This is a genomic window from Aliivibrio wodanis (assembly GCF_052920805.1).
The window spans coordinates 215,749-233,844 of sequence record NZ_JBREXA010000001.1; the positions used below are offsets into that span (position 1 = coordinate 215,749).

Here is an 18,096-nt window from a genome sequence, read left to right on the forward strand (position 1 = left end):
TTATCTAGAAATTACAACTTAAAGAATGCTAATTGTTCTTTTTGTTGTTCAGCTAATCGAGATAGCTCGTTACTTGCACTTGCACTTTGGCTAATGCCAGTTACGTTTTGATTTACAAGCTCAGACATATTTACCACGTTACGGTTAATATCTTGAGTCACTTGAGATTGCTCTTCAGCTGCGGTAGCAACTTGAGTATTCATATCATTAATTGCAGTGATAGACTCAGTAATGCTAACTAAAGCATCGCCAGCTTTTGTTGTTAACTCTTTATTTAATTCAAGTTTATCAAGACTGGTTTGCATGCTGTCATTTGCTAGACCTGATTGCTCTTGTAGAGATTCAATAATTGCTTGGATCTCTTGAGTTGATGATTGAGTACGAGCAGCAAGTAGACGAACTTCGTCAGCAACAACAGCAAAGCCACGGCCTGATTCACCAGCACGAGCGGCTTCAATGGCTGCATTCAATGCAAGAAGGTTCGTTTGCTCAGAAACGCCACGGATCACTTCAACAACGTTATTGATCTGCTCTGATTGCTCTTTTAAGCGATTCACAACAACAGCTGCATCAGTTAGAGCATTTGCCATATCTTCACTTGCTTGATTACTTTGAGTAAAAATATCTAGGCCAGAACGAGCAAGATCATTGGTATCACGAGCGGTTCTATCTGCAGATAGCGCATTATCACTCACGTTATCAGCTGTGCTTGATAGTTCATTTACTGCAGAGGCAACTTGTTCTATTTCACTGAGTTCTTTTTGTGAGTTTGCTTCAGATTCTGTCATAACCGCAGCCAATTCAGTAGATGCTGCAGCAACGTCTTCACTAATACGAGATAGCGCTTCTACTGTAGTTTGAAGTTGGGTCGCGGTGGTGTTGATATCTTTACCTAGTTCAGCAACTTCATTGTCTCCATCGGCATTAGCACGCACAGTTAAATCACCTTCCGCTAAGCGACGGATAATTAATTGAATTTGTTTAATTGGTGTAACGATTAAGCCAGATAACCACCATGCAGTGACCATAGAAATGATAAATACGGCCAATATAGTTAAGCCAGCATTAATCTTTAGTTGAGTGTTTTTCTTATAACTTTCAGCCATTGCAACATTAGAAAATTGATTCACACGTTGAGAAAGGGTATTGATAGAAGACACCATGCTATTGCCTATATCGCGATACTGAGAAATCAGAGTGTCATAACTTTCGTTTACTGCTATACCGCTTTCTTTTTTATTAAGATAAGTAATTACCTTATTAGAAAATTCTACATAATTATTAATAGTTGTTCGAACTTGGCTGACTTCGCGAGAAAATGTATTTCTTGTTTCTAACTCATCAAGTAATGAATTAATAGTATTTACTTGGCTTCTCAATTCATTTGTAAATCCAGAGCGACGTTCAGGATCGTAGATTGCGTAAACAGCACCTATACGTAATGGATAAATGATATCATCTACTTTCGCTAACTGATCTTTATAAAAAACAAAAGAATCGGTATTACTTGCAATTATACCTTGTTCTTTTTCAAGGCTAGAAGCTGTAAAACCTAAAGAAATAAATAAGGCTAAAGCAGTTAGGATAACAGGTAGCAATATTTGAATACGTATGGACATATCTTTTAAAGAAAATGGCATGAAGACCTCTCAGTGTTAAGAAATTAGCGGTGCAGACTATTTTATAATTTCTCAAATATTAGACCTTCATCACACATTTGTCGATAGTGATTGTAAGTTTTTGTAAAATAAATTAGGAGTTTTTATTTTGGATCAAATAAGTCACCGATTAATTTTTTTGTCTTGATAGCCATTTCATGAGTTTCTTATGTTAGGAAGCGGTTTAATCTTAAAGTAATTATTTGATAGTTTAATAAATAATAAATAATAAATAATAAATATTTAATAGAATTAGCATCATTAACTTTATGTTGATTATTGATTTTCAATCATCTCTATTTCGTATATCTCATCGGCAATATCTTGTGTTTTACGCTCGATAATCGTTTGAGCGTCAGCTAAGCCTTGATTATAAAAAACAGGCCCTGTGTGTTTAATAATAAAGTCCAACAAAAATTCACCATCGAACTGACCTAATTCCATATCGAGTTCTTGCTCAAAATAGCCTTGGAATTTGTTGATTAATTCATCTCGCTTATTTTTTGGTATCGTAATTGTGGTCATTATCGGTCCTTAGCGGTTATGGTTTTTTGAAGATTATGAATGGCTTTATTGTACATTATCCACGCAATAATTCCTGCCATCGTATTGCCAACTAATGCGCCCATGAATACGCCATGTAGACCAAATAAGGTAGATCCTAGCCATATCATCGGTAAGAAACAGGCAAAAAGTCGTAATGTAGAAATGGTTAATGCTCGCATTGAAACGCCGAGTGCATTACAAACAGATACCATTAACATGCAAATACCCAATGAACTAAGGCTGATCGGAACCCATAAAAGATAAGACTCGATTACTTGAACTACATTGACATCCGTGCTTAATAAATTAGCGAGTGGGGTGGCAATAGCAAAGAGAATAATAGCTAATCCAATCTGCCAAGCTAGAACAAATTTTACGGCAATATGGATCAGTTTTTGAATATCATCAAATTGTTTAGCGCCAAGCATTTTCCCGACCATTGGTGGAATCGACATGGTTAACGCTAGAACGACAACAATAGCAAAGAACTCAATACGTGAAGCCATAGCCCAACCCGCAACGGCAGCAGCACCAAAACCGGCAATGATTTTAGTTGCCATCATTGAGGATAGTGGAGGAAGTAACTGACTCATCATTGCAGGCGTCATTACTGAGTTTAGCTCTTTAATGGAGGCGATAATTGGCAGGTTATGCCAAGAAAAAGAGATCCAATGACGTTTGAAAATGGGAGGTAAAATAATACAGAAGCCAATGGTGAAAGATACGATCGTTGCCCAAGCCGCTCCGTTTAATCCTAAATCAAAATGAAAAATAAAAATGGGGTCAAGGATCATATTGAGAATACTGGTTGCCATCATCATTAAGCCGGGAAGTTTGGTATCTCCATTAGCACGACAGACACTGTAAGCAAAATAGATCATTGCACCAGCCCAGCAACTTGCTAACCATACAGGCCAGTAATTATCGATTATGGGAAATACATTGGCTTCTGCGCCCAATAGGTTAAGTAATAAACCTCGAGAGAACCAAATGAGTAAGCACATGATAAATACCATACCAGCGCCTAGAGTGAGAACTAATCCGGCAAGCTGTTTGGCCTTCTTAACTTGTTGAGCGCCTAATACTCGTGCGATTACGGCTGTTGTAGCAATGCCTAAGCCGACTTGTAAACCAATAATGACCATCTGCAATGGCATGGTAAAGCCTTGGGCAGCAAGAGGAAGTATGCCAAGTTGGCCGATAAAGGCACTATCAACTAATTGAAAGCTCATTAGAGAAAGAACACCAAACATCATTGGCCATGTCATTTGAAAAAGCTGTTTTGAGAGAGAAGAACTTGGCATGATTAAAGGGTGCTCTAAAAGTATTGGTCGGCTATTGTACTGATTATAGAGCAAGACTCAAATGTATGAGTGAGAATAGAGGAAGAGTTTATGCCATAACCGTAGCTTCTTAATCATAAATCAAGAAGCTACGGCTATGTTTTTTTGTAGGTTTCTATGTTTTTAGATACTTCTATGTTTCTAAATACTAGGAAGCAAGGACTCAGGCATTAATGCATTGTATTTTGCTTCAAGTAATAAGGTATTAGCTTTGGCTATGTCTGGTGCAAAGTAACGGTCTTTATCATAGAAATCGACACGTTCACGGAGCATGCTTTTGGCTTCTTCAATACGTTCTGAACTCTTATTTGGTGCTCTAAAGTCTAGACCTTGTGCAGATGCCAATAGTTCTACTGCGAGTATGCCACGTGTATTCTCTGCCATGTCACCTAGACGACGACCAGCGAAGGTGGCCATTGACACATGATCTTCTTGGTTAGCTGACGTCGGTAAGCTATCAACAGAGGCTGGATGAGCGAGGCTTTTGTTTTCACTAGCCAATGCAGCAGCGGTAACCTGAGCAATCATAAAACCTGAGTTTACACCGCCATTATCAACTAAGAATGGAGGGAGTTTACTTAAACCGCTGTCGATAAGAAGCGCCATTCGACGTTCAGATAAGCTGCCAATTTCAGCAATTGCTAAAGCAAGGTTATCTGCTGCCATTGCAACAGGTTCTGCATGAAAGTTACCACCAGAGATAATGTCGCCATCCTCTGCGAAGACTAAAGGATTGTCCGATACAGAGTTTGATTCTATCTCTAATGTATCGGCAGAGTTTCTGATCTGTTGTAAACAAGCGCCCATCACTTGAGGCTGACAACGCAGTGAATAGGGATCTTGTACTCGTTCACAGCATTGATGTGATAAACCAATCTCACTATTTTGTGTTAATAAATGACGATAGCCTAATGCGGCGTCCATTTGACTACGATGCCCACGAACACGGTGAATTCTTGGGTCAAATGGTTTACGGCTGCCTAATGCGGCCTCAACTGTCATTGCACCACAGACCGTTGCAGCGGCATATAAATCTTCGGCGGCGAATAAACCTTCTAGAGCAAACGCAGTAGAGGCCTGAGTTCCGTTCAGTAGCGCTAGCCCTTCTTTTGGTGCGAGTGTTATAGGCTCTAACTTTGCGATTTCTAAGGCTTTTTGACCTGAAATCACTTCGCCTTTATAACGAGCTTCCCCTTCGCCTAATAAAACGGTACTCATGTGAGCCAAAGGAGCAAGATCGCCAGAGGCCCCAACAGATCCCTTTTTAGGAATGCAGGGATACACCTCAGAATTAACTAATTGAATTAATGCGTTGACCACTAGCGGGCGAATGCCTGAGTATCCGCGAGAAAGGCTGTTTATTTTCAGGACAATCATTAACCGAACGGTTGCGTCATCCATGAATTGACCAATACCCGCAGCATGCGACAGAACAATACTGCGTTGCAGTGTTTCTAGATCTTCTTCTGCAATACAGGTATTGGCGAGCAACCCAAACCCGGTATTAATGCCATAAACGGTTTTACCGTCTCGGATCACTTGAGCAACCACCTCAGCACTGGTGATCATATCGGGTAAAGCGTCTGGATGAAGTGAAAGTTGAGTAGGGTGACGGCTAACTTCACGTAACTGTTTTAGAGATAACTTGCCTGGAATAATTTCTAATGAATACATAGTTCGTTTCTCGTTATGGTTGTGATACCAACTCGTTTAGCTAGGTTGGTATTCTTTATAATTATTTTTAATATAGGGTTTATTGCTACTTATTTTGGTTCAGATAGCATTGGTAAATCTAAGTTTTGTTCTTTAGCACAATTGATTGCGATGTCATAACCTGCATCCGCATGACGCATAACCCCTGTTGCAGGGTCATTATGGAGTACTCGAGCAACTCGTTCTGCCGCGTCATCGCTACCATCACAAACAATAACCATGCCTGAATGTTGAGAGAATCCCATGCCAACGCCACCACCATGGTGAAGCGATACCCAAGTAGCTCCCGATGCGGTGTTAAGTAGGGCGTTTAGCAGTGGCCAATCGGATACGGCATCAGAGCCATCCATCATGCCTTCGGTTTCACGGTTTGGACTGGCAACCGAGCCTGAATCAAGATGATCTCGACCAATCACAATCGGCGCTTTTAACTCTCCATTTTTTACCATTTCATTAAAGGCTTTACCGAGACGTGCACGATCTTTTAAGCCAACCCAACAAATACGAGCCGGTAACCCTTGGAATTGAATACGTTCACGTGCCATATCAAGCCAGTTGTGCAGATGCGGATTATCAGGAATAAGCTCTTTTACTTTTTGGTCGGTTTTATAGATGTCTTCTGGATCGCCAGAAAGTGCCGCCCAACGAAAAGGCCCGATGCCTTCACAAAATAGCGGACGAATATAAGCAGGTACAAAACCCGGAAAATCAAAGGCATTAGCGATACCTTCTTCTAAGGCCATTTGGCGAATATTATTGCCATAATCAACGGTGGCTGAACCTGCGCTTTGTAAATCCAGCATGGCTTGAACTTGAATTGCCATTGATTTTTTAGCGGCAGATACGACAATGGATTCGTCTTTTAAGCGCATTTCTGCCGCCTGTTCCATTGACCAACCTTGTGGTAAATAGCCATTGAGTGGATCATGAGCGGACGTTTGGTCGGTGGTAATATCCGGCACAATACCGCGTTGAACGATATCAGCATACACATCAGCAGCATTACCTAGTAAACCAACAGACACGGGCGTACCAGACTGTTTTGATTCTTCTATTATTGCCAATGCTTCGTCTAATGTAGTGGCTTTGCGATCCACATAACCTGTGCGTAAGCGATAATCGATACGTGATTCATCACACTCAACAGCAAGCATTGAAAACCCAGCCATGGTTGCTGCGAGAGGTTGCGCGCCACCCATACCACCAAGGCCGCCAGTTAATACCCATCGACCTGCGGCTTTACCATCAAAGTGCTGACGAGCCATAGCAACAAACGTTTCGTAAGTGCCTTGAACAATGCCTTGAGAGCCAATGTAGATCCAACTGCCAGCCGTCATTTGGCCATACATCATCAAGCCTTGTTTATCGAGCTCGTTAAAGTACTCCCAATTGGCCCAGTGAGGAACTAAATTGGAATTTGCAATGAGTACACGGGGCGCATTGGTGTGGGTTTTAAATACACCGACAGGTTTTCCTGATTGCACTAGCAAGGTTTCGTCTTCTTCAAGGCGAGTCAGCACTTCGACAATTTTGTCATAACATTGCCAATTTCGTGCAGCACGACCAATACCACCATATACAACCAGAGCATGAGGGTGCTCTGCTACATCTGGATGTAAGTTATTCATTAACATACGAAGCGGGGCTTCAGTTAACCAAGATTTAGCGGTGAGTTTTGTACCTGTTGGGGCAATAATAGTGCGGGTCTCATCCAATCTAGGGTTAGATGGCGATGCATGTGTCATTGTTGCTCTCCTTGCGAGTTAATAGTATTGGTGACTGTTTTTGAACATTAAAAGTGCTTGTGAATTACTAGCTCTGAAAATAAAAGCATTACGCTTTCATTCCATGAGAAATGGTCCAAGCGAGTCTTGCAGCCAAGCGTGCCGTTTGGTTATCAATATCAAATGTAGGGTTGAATTCAGCCATATCAGCTAATAATAACTTTGAATTACCTTGATGATTTTTAGCCTTCAATATATGGCAGATTAGTGGTTCTATGATCTCAAGAGAGACCCCACGAACAGCTGGAGCACTCACTCCCGGAGCAACTGAAGCTGGAAAAACATCGATATCAATGGTGAGATAAAGGTAATCATTTTGCTCAATAAAATTGGATAAACCACGGTGTATTATTGGAAGATTAGCGTGCGTCATTTCGGTATCATCAAAATAAAGTACACCAAGGGAATCAGCCTTGTGATAAAGAGCTTGAGTATTACTGCCTCGGTTTAATCCTAAACAAGCATAATTAAATGGCCATTCATTCGTTTTACAATATTGAGCGATTTGATAAAAAGGAGTTCCCGAGCTACCAAGAAGTTGCTTTTCTGACTTTTCAAATTCATCTTCTTTTGGTGGAGGATTTCGTAGATCAAAATGTGCATCAAAATTAATAATCCCAATGCGTGGTGGCGTCTTTTGTTGGTTTGATTCATTGATCTTTTTTAAATGACGTGCAATGCCTTGAAAGGAACCCCATGCAATTTCATGACCGCCCCCAAAAACAAGCACTTGGTTATGCTTAGCAAGGGCTTGTTCAACATTATCACCAAGTTGTTGCTGTGCTATTTCAAGATCAGCATCATCACAACAGGTATCCCCACCATCAAAAACAGCTTTATTATGATGCCAAGCTAGATTGGCTAATGCGCGGCGAATGATTTGTGGGGCAGAATAAGCACCAATACGGCCTTTATTGCGATAAACTCCTTCATCACAAGCAAAGCCAAGCAACATTATTCCGTCTGTACTTGAGTTAGTTGCAGCGGTAATTTTTTGATGCCAGCGTAAACCGAGATCGCCATCTTCAAGATCGACTCTGCCTGTCCAACTTGCCATATCGATTAAGCTCTTATTTTTCATAACTTTCCTTATTATAAAAAATGTTTCCATCAACTACACGAGCAATAAGATCGGGAACGCCTAATCGATAGGAGAGTTCAGCAGGAGAGTCTAATTGCCAAAGTGCAAAGTCGGCATCCATACCTACTTCAATCGTTCCGCGAGAGTCTTGTAACCCAAGTGCTTGAGCTGCATGGCAAGTTACACCCCGTAGAGATTCTTCTGGTGTTAATTTAAATAAAGTGCAAGCCATATTCATCATGGTACGAAGCGAAGCAATGGGTGACGTTCCGGGGTTAAAATCGGTGGCAATAGCCATTGGAACGCGATACTTACGCAGCAATTCAATCGGTGGGAGTTTGGTCTCTCGCAAGAAATAAAAGGCACCAGGTAAAAGAGTAGCTACGGTATTATTTTGTGCTAATACTTTGATACCATCTTCATCAAGATATTCAATATGATCAACCGAAGAAGCCCCCATAGATGCGGCTAATGCACTGCCGCCAAGATTTGATAATTGCTCAGTATGACCTTTAATTTTTAAACCGTGTTCTAATGCTATATTGAATACACGCTCACACTGCTTAGTGGAAAATCCAATTCCTTCACAAAATACATCAACGTGATCCGCTAATTTTTGTTCGGCGACAGTAGGAATAATTGAGTCACAAATTAAGGTGATGTAATCGTCAGGCTTGTCTTTGTATTCAGGAGGAAGGGCGTGTGCAGAAAGCAACGTGGTAGAGACTTTTATATCTGGTAATTCTGCAATGCGTTTGGCAACTCGTAGCATTTTGATTTCATCATTAAGCGTTAAGCCATAACCTGATTTAATCTCAACGGTAGTGACGCCGTCACGCTTTAAGCCTTCTAAGCGTTGGATTGCTAAGTGATAAAGCTCATCTTCTGTTGCTTCACGAGTGGCATATACGGTAGATAAAATCCCTCCTCCTTGTTTTGCTATTTCTTCATAAGGTACGCCTTGTAAACGTTGTTCAAATTCATTCGCTCGATTACCAGCAAAAACAAGGTGAGTGTGACAATCAATGAATCCCGGAGTGACTAAGACATTACTACAATCAATAACATCAGGATGACCATGAAATATCTCGGGGCAGGAGTGACCAACGTATTCAATCTTTCCATTTGTTATACCGATCATTGCATTTTTAATAACTTGATAGCCATCATTTGGCTTAGACAGATCTGTCTTCATTGTGATGAGGTTAAGATTGGTAAAAATTCTATCCATGAGTATCTGCCTATGTAAATTAACAAGTAAGTTAATATTTATATACAAAGAGATAATCTTTTTTATTGGTTAAGGCAAGGTAGAGTGTAATGGAGTTGTGATCAAAAGAGCAATTATTGACTATTAAATATCCAGTTTTGAGAAGATACTACGGTTAAAGAGGGATGAGTATCTATCTTGAATAATTTAATAGTATTTATGCTGTGTGATAACGTTAAGGAGATGAAAAGAGCAGCTGCAAAGCGTACACTCTCAGAAAACAAAGACAGAATAGGTAAAACGTGCATTTATTAGATAGACTGACGATTCGTCTCTTTCATGACGAAAGGCAGCAACAATACTTAGGTCATAACGCTAAAAGCTTAGGTTGGAGTTCAACAGAGTCTCAATTTTTGCGTTTCAAAGTTATCGTAGAGTCACTAGATTTTGACAATAAACGCATATTAGATTTAGGTTGCGGTTATGGTGATTTTAAAACCTTTCTTGATATGAGTTGTACTGTTAACTCTTATGTAGGTGTTGATCAACAAGGTAGTTTTATTAAGCAAGCCAAAAAACATTTTCAGCGGCAAGAAAATAGTAATTTTATTAAAGGAGACTTCTCTTCTTTAAAATTACCACCTGCTGATATTATAGTTGCTAGTGGTTCGCTAAATTATAGAACAAGAAATAAAACCTATCATGCAAAAATAATAAAAGCTATGTATGAGAAAGCAGAGGAAGCTGTAATTTTTAATTTATTGAACCGTGATCACTTTGCTTATTCCAAATTATTAGAATCACATGATCCAGAACAAGTTTTAAATTACTGTTTAAGCCTATGCCCAAATAGTAAGTTAATTATAGGTTATGCCGATGAAGATTTTACGATAGTAATGAGGAAATAGAAATAAAATACCTGTATTATATACCTAATTAGGGATGATATTGTTTTAAATGTCAATAAGGTTATTTTTATTTATATGTACAATGCATTAAAACACTCAATATTTATTATTTTAATAATGGCCTTGGTAAATTATTTAAATAAAGAGCCAGTTGAGGGAAGAACAGAGGTAGAATCAAATAAAATACAATTATTTGGTATTGAAAAATCAGCGAAGAGTTTATCCGTTTTAGAAGGTAATAAAATTGTAAACCAGTTAATGCTAGAGCAATCATTTTATGATGCTATTTTATTTATAGATCATATGAAAGAGAACGATGAGAAGACCTATTTAATGCGAGGCTTGATTGAGTATATAGAACTCAATAATCATAAAAAAGCGTTATTGTCATTCTACAAAATACCAGCTAATCCAATTGCTCGATACTTCATTAGTGAGATTTATAACCAATATGGTGATACGGAAAAATCAATGTATTGGATGAAACTTGCTGCTGGAAAAGGTCTTCTAGAAGGGCAATATAAAGCCGCACAATTATATAGAAAAGCAGGGAAGTATAATGAAGCTTATATTTGGGCAAGATGTGCAACACTTAATGGCTACCTTAAGGCTGAGTCATTAGCGCAAAGTTTGTCTACTCAAATATTCTTGAAAGAAAAACAAGCAATGGATAAATACTATACTCGTGGCGTTTGTCCTAAAAATAAAAGTTATTCAACTTTGCTTGATAAGCTTGGTTATCGAATCAATTAGGGTTATAAAATGAAGATATTAACTATATCGACAGAAGAAATAGATAAGATAACCGGAAATAAAAAAACCACGCCAATTCTTGATATGAATACGTTGACGAAACTATTTGTGGTTGTGAATGATGTTGTATTAAATTATGAGTATCGACGATTATATAAAAATGCAAATGAATCAAGCTATATCCATGTCACCTTTACTGAGCGTTCAAAAAAAATACACATTACTTACCAAGCTCTGAGTGATAAAAATGGGATATTAACAATAGTCGATGAAGAGAATAACAAGAGAAAAACTCAGAAAGTGACTCTTGAAAAAGGGAAGTCCTGCTTAAAGGATGCGATAAAAAATTCGCATGCTAATTTTAATCGTGTTTATTTTTCTAAAAGTAAATTAGTACAAAAACTATCTAGTTATAGTAAATATGCTGTTTATGCCTCTTCACTGATTGGCTACTTGTTCTTCTTTCTTGAAGACTTCCGGTTTTATGACGATCATATCAACGAATTAAAAATAGTATATATTTTAAGCTTTGTTTTTGTTTTATTATTTTTAATTTATGTAAATAAACAAGATTATAAGTCGAATTGGAAAGCCTCTTTAAATGTATTGTGTTTAAGTCTAGTATTTTCTTTTGGTTTAGCTCAAGGAGGGTTAACTGCAGTCCATTTTTTTACGGCTAAGCCAAATATGGTAGCAATGACGATTACTGGAAAAAATGCCGCCTATGAACAATCTAAAGTTACCACATGTGAAGGTGGTGTATATCTTAAAGAACTTTTATCACCTGTATGCATGAAGAGCAAGGCCTATTGGATGAGAGTGAACGATACAATGAAAGTGCTAATAACAGGAGAAATATCACCTGTTGGGATAGAAATAAAAACTATAGAATATCAATAACTGTTGTTGAATTGGTATGATAGAGAATATAGAAATGGAAGATATAAAATATGACTCGTAGACGTGTTGTTTCTAAATTTTGGATATTTGTAAGCTTTTTAACATTTATTGGTGTTGAGTTATTGATTGGTGGTTTTGTTGGTAAGTTAATTGTTGGTAGATATATATCTATAAGCCTACAGTTTATGCTACAAGGATTATTACATTTATCTGCATTTTTTATAGGTGGAATAATTATTGGCTTAATTTCACCAGGAAAAAGAATGTTTGAACCAGCATTCGCTGCTTTCCTCTCTGTATTAGTAGTGCTATCACTGTCTCTATTTACACCATATTCTTATATTGGATTTAGTATGGATAAAATGATGATAGGTGGGGTAGTTGCTTTTTTACTTGCCCTACTAGGCTCTTATTTTGGTGAGCGATTTTCTGGGAATTGAAAGATACAAATGGCTAATCATTGTGATTAGCCATTTGTAATGGGTTTATTTTTCGGTAAGAATTTTAAGCAAATAAATTGATTACATTGGCATTATTTGAAGTCTAATAACTCAACTTCAAAGATTAGCACTGAACCTGGTTGAATCGAACCTGCCGCACGGTTTCCATAAGCCAAATTACTTGGAATGAAGAAGCGAACTTTCTGACCTACAACCATTAGCTGAACGCCTTCTGTCCAACCCTTGATTACTTGGCCTAAACCAAATTCAATAGGCTGTCCACGATCAACAGAACTATCAAAAACCTTGCCATCAATCGTAGTGCCGTGATAATGCACCTTCACTTTACTTTTGGCTGTAGGGTGTTCTGTACCTGTACCCTCTTCAAGAACTAGGTACTGTAGGCCCGAATCTGTCGTTTTTACGCCTTCTTTAGTGGCATTTTCAGCTAAGAATGCTTTACCAATTTCAATATTTTCTTGTGCTGCTTTTGGATTATTTACAAAGTGTTGAAACAGCATATAACCAAGAACGATAACAGCAATAGTGATAATGATTTTAGACACAATATTTCCTTATAGTAAGATACCGAACCGAGTAAGTATTTTTTATTACTTACTGGAGGGATATTAGTTAATTACTTTTCTAGTAGGTAGCGGATAGTTTCAGCGATCTTTTTAGGATCATCATGGCCACCAACTAGTACGTTATATTTACCGTTAACTACAAAAGTAGGAACAGAACTAATTCCTGATTGCTCAGAAAGTAGTTTTGCATTATCTACTTTTTTAATTAAAATATCACGCTGCTCTTCATTAAACTCGTAAGGACTTGTTAAACCACGAGAGGTAAATGCTTTAGCGTACATTTCTTCTTGCTCTGTTAGTGTTGCTTCTTTACCTATTTGAGTAGCTGAGAATAGGTCTTCCATAAATGCATGATCTGGAGTGCCATCAACTTGCATTTCAGCAGCATAATAGAACATAGAAGCAATGTGTGCAGATTGGTTAAAGGTAATATGCATTTTTCCAATATCTGCCCCTGCTTCTTGACTGATCACTGGTAAAAAATTTTCCATATTACGGCAATGGCCACAAGAGAGTGCGAATACTTCAGTGACAGGTGCAACTGAATCTTGAGTTAAAGGTGTAGAAAGGACTTCATAGTGAGTTCCTTCTTTTGGGGAGTTTTCGTCATTGCAAGCTGTTAAAAATAGGGCAGAAGAAAGGATAAGCAGTAACGGTTTGATGATAGATTTCATGTGAATTCTCATAGGTTATGATTTCGAATGAAAATAGCATGATTTTAGGAAAGTAGAAACGAAATAGGACAACAAATGTCGTCCTATTTTAGTAAAATTGTGTAAAGAGTTTATATAATTATACTTTACGTACCTGAATGATCATACCCATTAGAGGATGGTCAATATAATGAGTTTCTCCACTACGCATTTTACGCTTTTCTTTTATGCGGTAAGACTTTAGATACTCTTTAACTTCCGTTTCTGGTGTTACGTCTTCTAAATGGCCAAATTGAACATTAGAATTCAGTTCTTGAATTGGCATGATGTCTGTATTGATCTCATTTACCGTCTCAGCTTGATCGTCAAGCATGGTATTGATAATAAATTCATGTTGCCCAGGAATTTTTAAATCCAATTCTGTTTTAACATATAGATAGTGTTGCACATATACTTGAAGTGTTCCATCTAACTCAAGCAGTGAGCCAGTAACAAGCTGATTGTCTTCGCCATTTTGAGCAATAGTAGGTACAGGTGCATCTAAGGGCTGTAAATTGATATCGGCCTTTGCATCTTCGAGTGTTCGACCATCGGCTACAAAACGGTTTGAGAAATTTTGTCCAGCTTGAACATGAAATATTGGTGATCGAGCAGAACCCGAGTCACCTTGACGCCATGCAACATGAACAAGAGGCTTAAACCCTGCGTGGTTTTGTAATTTTTTATATACGTTGCTTAATTTATAGTCTGAAATTAAAAAAGCGTTATTTTTATTTATTACGGCTTTATCACGATATGAAAAAGCACGACCTAAATTAATAGGGTCAAGAAGGTCTGGCCATGATTCTTGGAAAGACGAAGGCTCAACATTGCGTTTAAAAATGATGACTTCAACGTCAAATTGACGAGCAAATGAAGGCCAGCTTGCTAGTAGGATCAGCGCATAAATTATTTTTTTCATTCAAACTCCAGTGAAATGGGTCTTTAAAGTCTCGGTTATCCATAATCGAGACTAAAAGTTAGTATTTTTTATTATTTAAATCTAATAGCTAGATTCTATTTTCGTAAAACAGATTGAGCAAGTCTATTACGTATTTAATTCTCACTTGTCTCTCACTTAAGTCTCTTATAAATTTTATTTTCGTTGGTCCATCTAAGGCAAAGCCTTTTGGATCTTTTTGTAATAACGACACAAGGAACATAGGGTTTATGTCAGCGGTAGGTTCAAATTCAATATAACCACCGTTTCCATGCGCTTCTAATTTCTTCACTTTTAATGAAGCGGCTAACATTTTAACTTCTGAACTGACTAATAATGTTTGAGTTGCTTCTGGTAATGAACCAAATCGGTCAATGATTTCTACTTTTAGTTCATCTAATTCGCCATTGTCTGAAACGCTCGCAATACGTTTGTATAGAGACAAGCGAGTATTAACATCTGGAATGTAATCTTCAGGAATTAATGCAGGTAAACGAAGCTCGACTTCCGTTTGTTCACGCAATAAATCATCTAATGAAGGCTCTTTTCCTTCTTTTAAGGCTTCAACTGCTTGCTCAAGCATTTCCATATATAGAGTAAAACCAACAGATTGAATTTGACCACTTTGGCCATCACCCAGTAATTCACCTGCACCACGGATCTCTAAATCGTGAGTAGCAAGAGTAAAACCTGCACCTAGGTCTTCCAGTGAAGCAATTGCATCCAAACGTTTTCTTGCATCTTTACTTAAGGCTTTCGGATGTGGCGTCAGTAAATATGCATAAGCTTGGTGGTGTGAGCGACCCACACGACCACGTAATTGGTGTAATTGAGCTAAACCGAGTTTATCGGCACGATCCATGATGATGGTGTTCGCTGTTGGAACATCAATACCGGTTTCAATAATCGTTGTACAAACTAGAACATTGAAACGCTGATGATAAAAATCACCCATGATGCGTTCTAATTCACGTTCACGCATTTGGCCATGAGCTAAGGTGACACGTGCTTCTGGGATCAGTTTTTCAATATCTTCAGCGGCATTTTGAATGGTTTCTACATTGTTGTGCAGAACATAAACTTGACCACCACGTTTGATCTCACGAAGAATTGCTTCTTTAATCACATCATCGGCTTTTTCACGAACAAAGGTTTTAATCGCTAATCGGCGAGCAGGTGGTGTTGCGATGATTGATAAATCACGCATGCCACTCATTGCCATATTCAAGGTTCTTGGAATGGGTGTTGCGGTTAACGTTAGAATATCTACGTCTGAGCGCATGGCTTTTACTTTTTCTTTCTGACGGACACCAAAGCGGTGCTCTTCATCTACGATCAGTAAACCAAGATCTTCAAACTTGATGCTGTCTTGCAGTAACTTGTGAGTACCGATTAAGATATCCACTTTACCTTCAGCGGTAGCGGCTAAAATTTCTTTTTGTTCTTTGGCTGATTTAAAGCGAGACAGAACTTCAACTCGAATTGGGAAGTTAGCAAAACGGTCACGGAAATTCTCAAAATGCTGCTGAGCAAGTAGGGTAGTTGGAACCAATACGGCGACTTGTTTCTCATTGTGTGTTGCTAAGAAGGCTGCGCGCATAGCAACTTCTGTTTTACCAAAGCCTACATCACCACAAACGAGGCGATCCATCGCTTTGGCTTGGCACATATCGGATAACACGTCGTTAATCGCTATTTCTTGATCGTGTGTTTCTTCAAATGGGAAACTTGATCTGAAATCAGCGTAAGCATCACGATCTTGTTTAAAAGCAAATCCTGGTTTAATTGCACGTTTTGCGTATACATCCAGTAGTTCAGCTGCAACATCACGCACTTTTTCAGCGGCTTTACGACGGGCTTTACTCCATGTTTCGCTGCCTAGTTTACTGATTGGTGCGGTTTCATCGGCTCCTGCTGAATAGCGGCTAATGAGATTTAAAGAAGAAACAGGAACATACAGCTTGGTTTCATTTAGGTACTCTAACATCATGTATTCAGCTGGCATATCGCCCACTTCTAATGTTTCAAGACCCATGTAACGACCAATACCGTGATCAATATGAACCACTGGTTGGCCTACTTTTAGCTCAGCAAGGTTACGGATCAGGGTATTACTGTTGATTGACTTGTTATCACCACGGCGGCGACGTTGAATCACTCGCTCACCCAGTAAGTCACTTTCACAAATAAAAGCAACGCATGGATTTTGAAGAATAAAGCCGTGTTCAGCCGAGCCAATCACTAAAGTGGCTTTATTTTTATGCGCGACGGCATCTTTCATTGAATTACAAATCGCGGGTTTGAGTTTAATGCGAGCAAGTAATTCAAGTAGAGCTTCACGACGACCTTCAGATTCAACAGAGAAGATCACCTGACCGCTGAATTTCTCATAGAATTGACGAAATTGTGCAAACGGTTCTTTGTTTTGGTGCTGAATTGCTATCTCTGGTAACTCAAGTAAATCTGGATTAAAACGGCCAGCTTTTTCTATTTCTGGTTCTCTTGCTAGCTTTACACGAGGGTATTGCTTAAAGAGGCCAAACATATCCGTCGTTTGAAGCCACAGCTCATTTACAGGTAGAAGAGGACGCAGTGGATCCACTCGACGTTGGTCATAGCGGTACTCGGCATCAGCTAAGAAATCATTGGCTGCTTTTTCTATATCACCAATTGTTACTAATAACGTATTATCTGGTAGATAGTCGAACAGAGTTTCCGTTTCATCAAAGAACAGCGGTTGCCAATATTCGATACCGGCAGGCCAAGCACCTTTGCTAATTTGTTGATAAACCGATTCTGGTTCACGTCGAGCATCAAAACGTTGACGCCAGCGAATACGGAAATCTTCAATCGCCACATCATCAGTAGGGAACTCATGGGCAGGCAGTAAGTTGATTGATTTTACTTCTTCAATGGTACGTTGGTTTTCAGGATCAAACTGACGAATGGTATCTATTTCATCATCAAAGAAATCAATTCGATAAGGGTGTGCATTACCCATTGGGAATAAATCAAGAATAGACCCACGACTTGCGTACTCACCGTGACTCATGACTTGGTCTACGTGTAAATAACCAGACTTTTCTAGCTGTAACTTCAGCTTATCAAACGATAGACGATCACCTACGTTTACTACTAACGCATGTTTGTGCAAGAAAGATTGCGGTGATTGACGTTGTAATAAGGTACTAACAGGAACAATTAGCGTGCCATCTTTCTGCTGAGGCAAATGATATAGGCGTGATAAACGGTCAGAAATAATGTCCTGATGCGGTGAAAAGCTGTCATAAGGAAGTGTTTCCCAATCAGGAAAAACCTCTACCGAACGTTGGCTAAATTGACTGATTTCATTTTGTAAACGAAATGCCAATTGTGGCTCAGTCACAGCAACGACGACAGGTCCAGTGTGTTGTTGTTCAATTTCCGCAATAGCAAGTGCGAGAGATGAACCCGTTAAATTACCAACCGAGCGAGTATCATTGGCTTTAGTCGGTAATGTTAGTGACAGTAAGTTTTTTATAGGCATCAGGATATTCAGTTC

The 18,096-nt window shown here is 38.8% G+C and carries 15 protein-coding genes; 4 read left to right on the forward strand and 11 right to left on the reverse strand.

All coding sequences use genetic code 11. The features are described from left to right. Positions 1 to 11: 11 nt before the first annotated feature. The 7 genes from ACU5DF_RS00975 to hutI all read right to left on the reverse strand — a co-directional run bounded on the left by ACU5DF_RS00975 (position 12) and on the right by hutI (position 9,356). Entirely contained in the window at positions 12 to 1,640 is a 1,629-nt protein-coding gene (locus tag ACU5DF_RS00975) for a methyl-accepting chemotaxis protein (RefSeq protein ID WP_446711449.1), read from the reverse strand. Between the two features lie 294 nt (positions 1,641 to 1,934). Next, on the reverse strand, positions 1,935 to 2,183 hold the full coding sequence (locus ACU5DF_RS00980) for a DUF2164 domain-containing protein (RefSeq protein ID WP_446711450.1): 249 nt from the start codon (positions 2,181 to 2,183) through the stop codon (positions 1,935 to 1,937). Then, the gene (locus ACU5DF_RS00985; protein WP_446711451.1) at positions 2,183 to 3,508 is read right to left on the reverse strand and encodes an MATE family efflux transporter; all 1,326 of its coding nucleotides are present in this window, start codon (positions 3,506 to 3,508) and stop codon (positions 2,183 to 2,185) included. Before ACU5DF_RS00985 ends, ACU5DF_RS00980 begins: the two co-directional genes overlap by 1 nt. A gap of 180 nt (positions 3,509 to 3,688) precedes the next feature. Then, on the reverse strand, positions 3,689 to 5,221 hold the full coding sequence (gene hutH, locus ACU5DF_RS00990; protein WP_446711452.1) for a histidine ammonia-lyase: 1,533 nt from the start codon (positions 5,219 to 5,221) through the stop codon (positions 3,689 to 3,691). Positions 5,222 to 5,310: 89 nt separating this feature from the next. Further along, the gene (gene hutU, locus ACU5DF_RS00995; RefSeq protein ID WP_446711453.1) at positions 5,311 to 7,005 is read right to left on the reverse strand and encodes a urocanate hydratase; all 1,695 of its coding nucleotides are present in this window, start codon (positions 7,003 to 7,005) and stop codon (positions 5,311 to 5,313) included. A gap of 88 nt (positions 7,006 to 7,093) precedes the next feature. Beyond that, a complete protein-coding gene (gene hutG, locus ACU5DF_RS01000) occupies positions 7,094 to 8,125 on the reverse strand; it encodes a formimidoylglutamase (protein WP_446711454.1) in 1,032 nt (343 codons plus the stop codon). Further along, positions 8,115 to 9,356, reverse strand: coding sequence for an imidazolonepropionase (gene hutI / locus ACU5DF_RS01005; protein WP_446711455.1), 1,242 nt, complete (start codon positions 9,354 to 9,356; stop codon positions 8,115 to 8,117). The genes hutG and hutI overlap by 11 nt, the downstream gene beginning before the upstream one ends. A gap of 281 nt (positions 9,357 to 9,637) precedes the next feature. On the opposite strand from hutI, the gene ACU5DF_RS01010 reads away from it, so the two are divergent. The 4 genes from ACU5DF_RS01010 (at position 9,638) to ACU5DF_RS01025 (ending at position 12,336) form a co-directional block, all read left to right on the forward strand. After that, entirely contained in the window at positions 9,638 to 10,243 is a 606-nt protein-coding gene (locus ACU5DF_RS01010) for a class I SAM-dependent methyltransferase (protein WP_446711456.1), read from the forward strand. Between the two features lie 75 nt (positions 10,244 to 10,318). Then, entirely contained in the window at positions 10,319 to 10,996 is a 678-nt protein-coding gene (locus ACU5DF_RS01015) for an SEL1-like repeat protein (RefSeq protein ID WP_446711457.1), read from the forward strand. A 9-nt stretch (positions 10,997 to 11,005) separates the two neighbouring features. After that, positions 11,006 to 11,896, forward strand: a complete 891-nt coding sequence (locus ACU5DF_RS01020) for a hypothetical protein (protein ID WP_446711458.1) — start codon at positions 11,006 to 11,008, stop codon at positions 11,894 to 11,896. Positions 11,897 to 11,946: 50 nt separating this feature from the next. Continuing rightward, positions 11,947 to 12,336, forward strand: coding sequence for a hypothetical protein (locus tag ACU5DF_RS01025; RefSeq protein ID WP_045103834.1), 390 nt, complete (start codon positions 11,947 to 11,949; stop codon positions 12,334 to 12,336). A 92-nt stretch (positions 12,337 to 12,428) separates the two neighbouring features. Here the strand turns inward: ACU5DF_RS01025 and bamJ are convergent, their stop codons facing one another. The 4 genes from bamJ to mfd form a co-directional block, all read right to left on the reverse strand. Beyond that, the gene (gene bamJ, locus ACU5DF_RS01030) at positions 12,429 to 12,902 is read right to left on the reverse strand and encodes a BamJ family beta-barrel-assembly machinery protein (RefSeq protein WP_045103835.1); all 474 of its coding nucleotides are present in this window, start codon (positions 12,900 to 12,902) and stop codon (positions 12,429 to 12,431) included. A 71-nt stretch (positions 12,903 to 12,973) separates the two neighbouring features. Continuing rightward, positions 12,974 to 13,597, reverse strand: coding sequence for a thiol:disulfide interchange protein DsbA/DsbL (locus ACU5DF_RS01035; RefSeq protein WP_045103836.1), 624 nt, complete (start codon positions 13,595 to 13,597; stop codon positions 12,974 to 12,976). A 118-nt stretch (positions 13,598 to 13,715) separates the two neighbouring features. Next, positions 13,716 to 14,537, reverse strand: a complete 822-nt coding sequence (locus ACU5DF_RS01040; RefSeq protein ID WP_446711459.1) for a peptidoglycan binding protein CsiV — start codon at positions 14,535 to 14,537, stop codon at positions 13,716 to 13,718. A gap of 88 nt (positions 14,538 to 14,625) precedes the next feature. Then, the gene (gene mfd / locus ACU5DF_RS01045; protein ID WP_446711460.1) at positions 14,626 to 18,081 is read right to left on the reverse strand and encodes a transcription-repair coupling factor; all 3,456 of its coding nucleotides are present in this window, start codon (positions 18,079 to 18,081) and stop codon (positions 14,626 to 14,628) included. Positions 18,082 to 18,096 lie beyond the last annotated feature (15 nt).

Excerpts from the sequence above, each read along its gene's own strand:
- ACU5DF_RS00975 (WP_446711449.1), bottom strand. The coding sequence starts at position 1,640 with ATGCCATTTTCTTTAAAAGATATGTCCATACGTATTCAAATATTGCTA.
- ACU5DF_RS00980 (WP_446711450.1), bottom strand. The coding sequence starts at position 2,183 with ATGACCACAATTACGATACCAAAAAATAAGCGAGATGAATTAATCAAC.
- ACU5DF_RS00985 (WP_446711451.1), bottom strand. The coding sequence starts at position 3,508 with ATGCCAAGTTCTTCTCTCTCAAAACAGCTTTTTCAAATGACATGGCCA.
- hutH (WP_446711452.1), bottom strand. The coding sequence starts at position 5,221 with ATGTATTCATTAGAAATTATTCCAGGCAAGTTATCTCTAAAACAGTTA.
- hutU (WP_446711453.1), bottom strand. The coding sequence starts at position 7,005 with ATGACACATGCATCGCCATCTAACCCTAGATTGGATGAGACCCGCACT.
- hutG (WP_446711454.1), bottom strand. The coding sequence starts at position 8,125 with ATGAAAAATAAGAGCTTAATCGATATGGCAAGTTGGACAGGCAGAGTC.
- hutI (WP_446711455.1), bottom strand. The coding sequence starts at position 9,356 with ATGGATAGAATTTTTACCAATCTTAACCTCATCACAATGAAGACAGAT.
- ACU5DF_RS01015 (WP_446711457.1), top strand. The coding sequence starts at position 10,319 with ATGTACAATGCATTAAAACACTCAATATTTATTATTTTAATAATGGCC.
- ACU5DF_RS01020 (WP_446711458.1), top strand. The coding sequence starts at position 11,006 with ATGAAGATATTAACTATATCGACAGAAGAAATAGATAAGATAACCGGA.
- ACU5DF_RS01025 (WP_045103834.1), top strand. The coding sequence starts at position 11,947 with ATGACTCGTAGACGTGTTGTTTCTAAATTTTGGATATTTGTAAGCTTT.
- ACU5DF_RS01035 (WP_045103836.1), bottom strand. The coding sequence starts at position 13,597 with ATGAAATCTATCATCAAACCGTTACTGCTTATCCTTTCTTCTGCCCTA.
- ACU5DF_RS01040 (WP_446711459.1), bottom strand. The coding sequence starts at position 14,537 with ATGAAAAAAATAATTTATGCGCTGATCCTACTAGCAAGCTGGCCTTCA.
- mfd (WP_446711460.1), bottom strand. The coding sequence starts at position 18,081 with ATGCCTATAAAAAACTTACTGTCACTAACATTACCGACTAAAGCCAAT.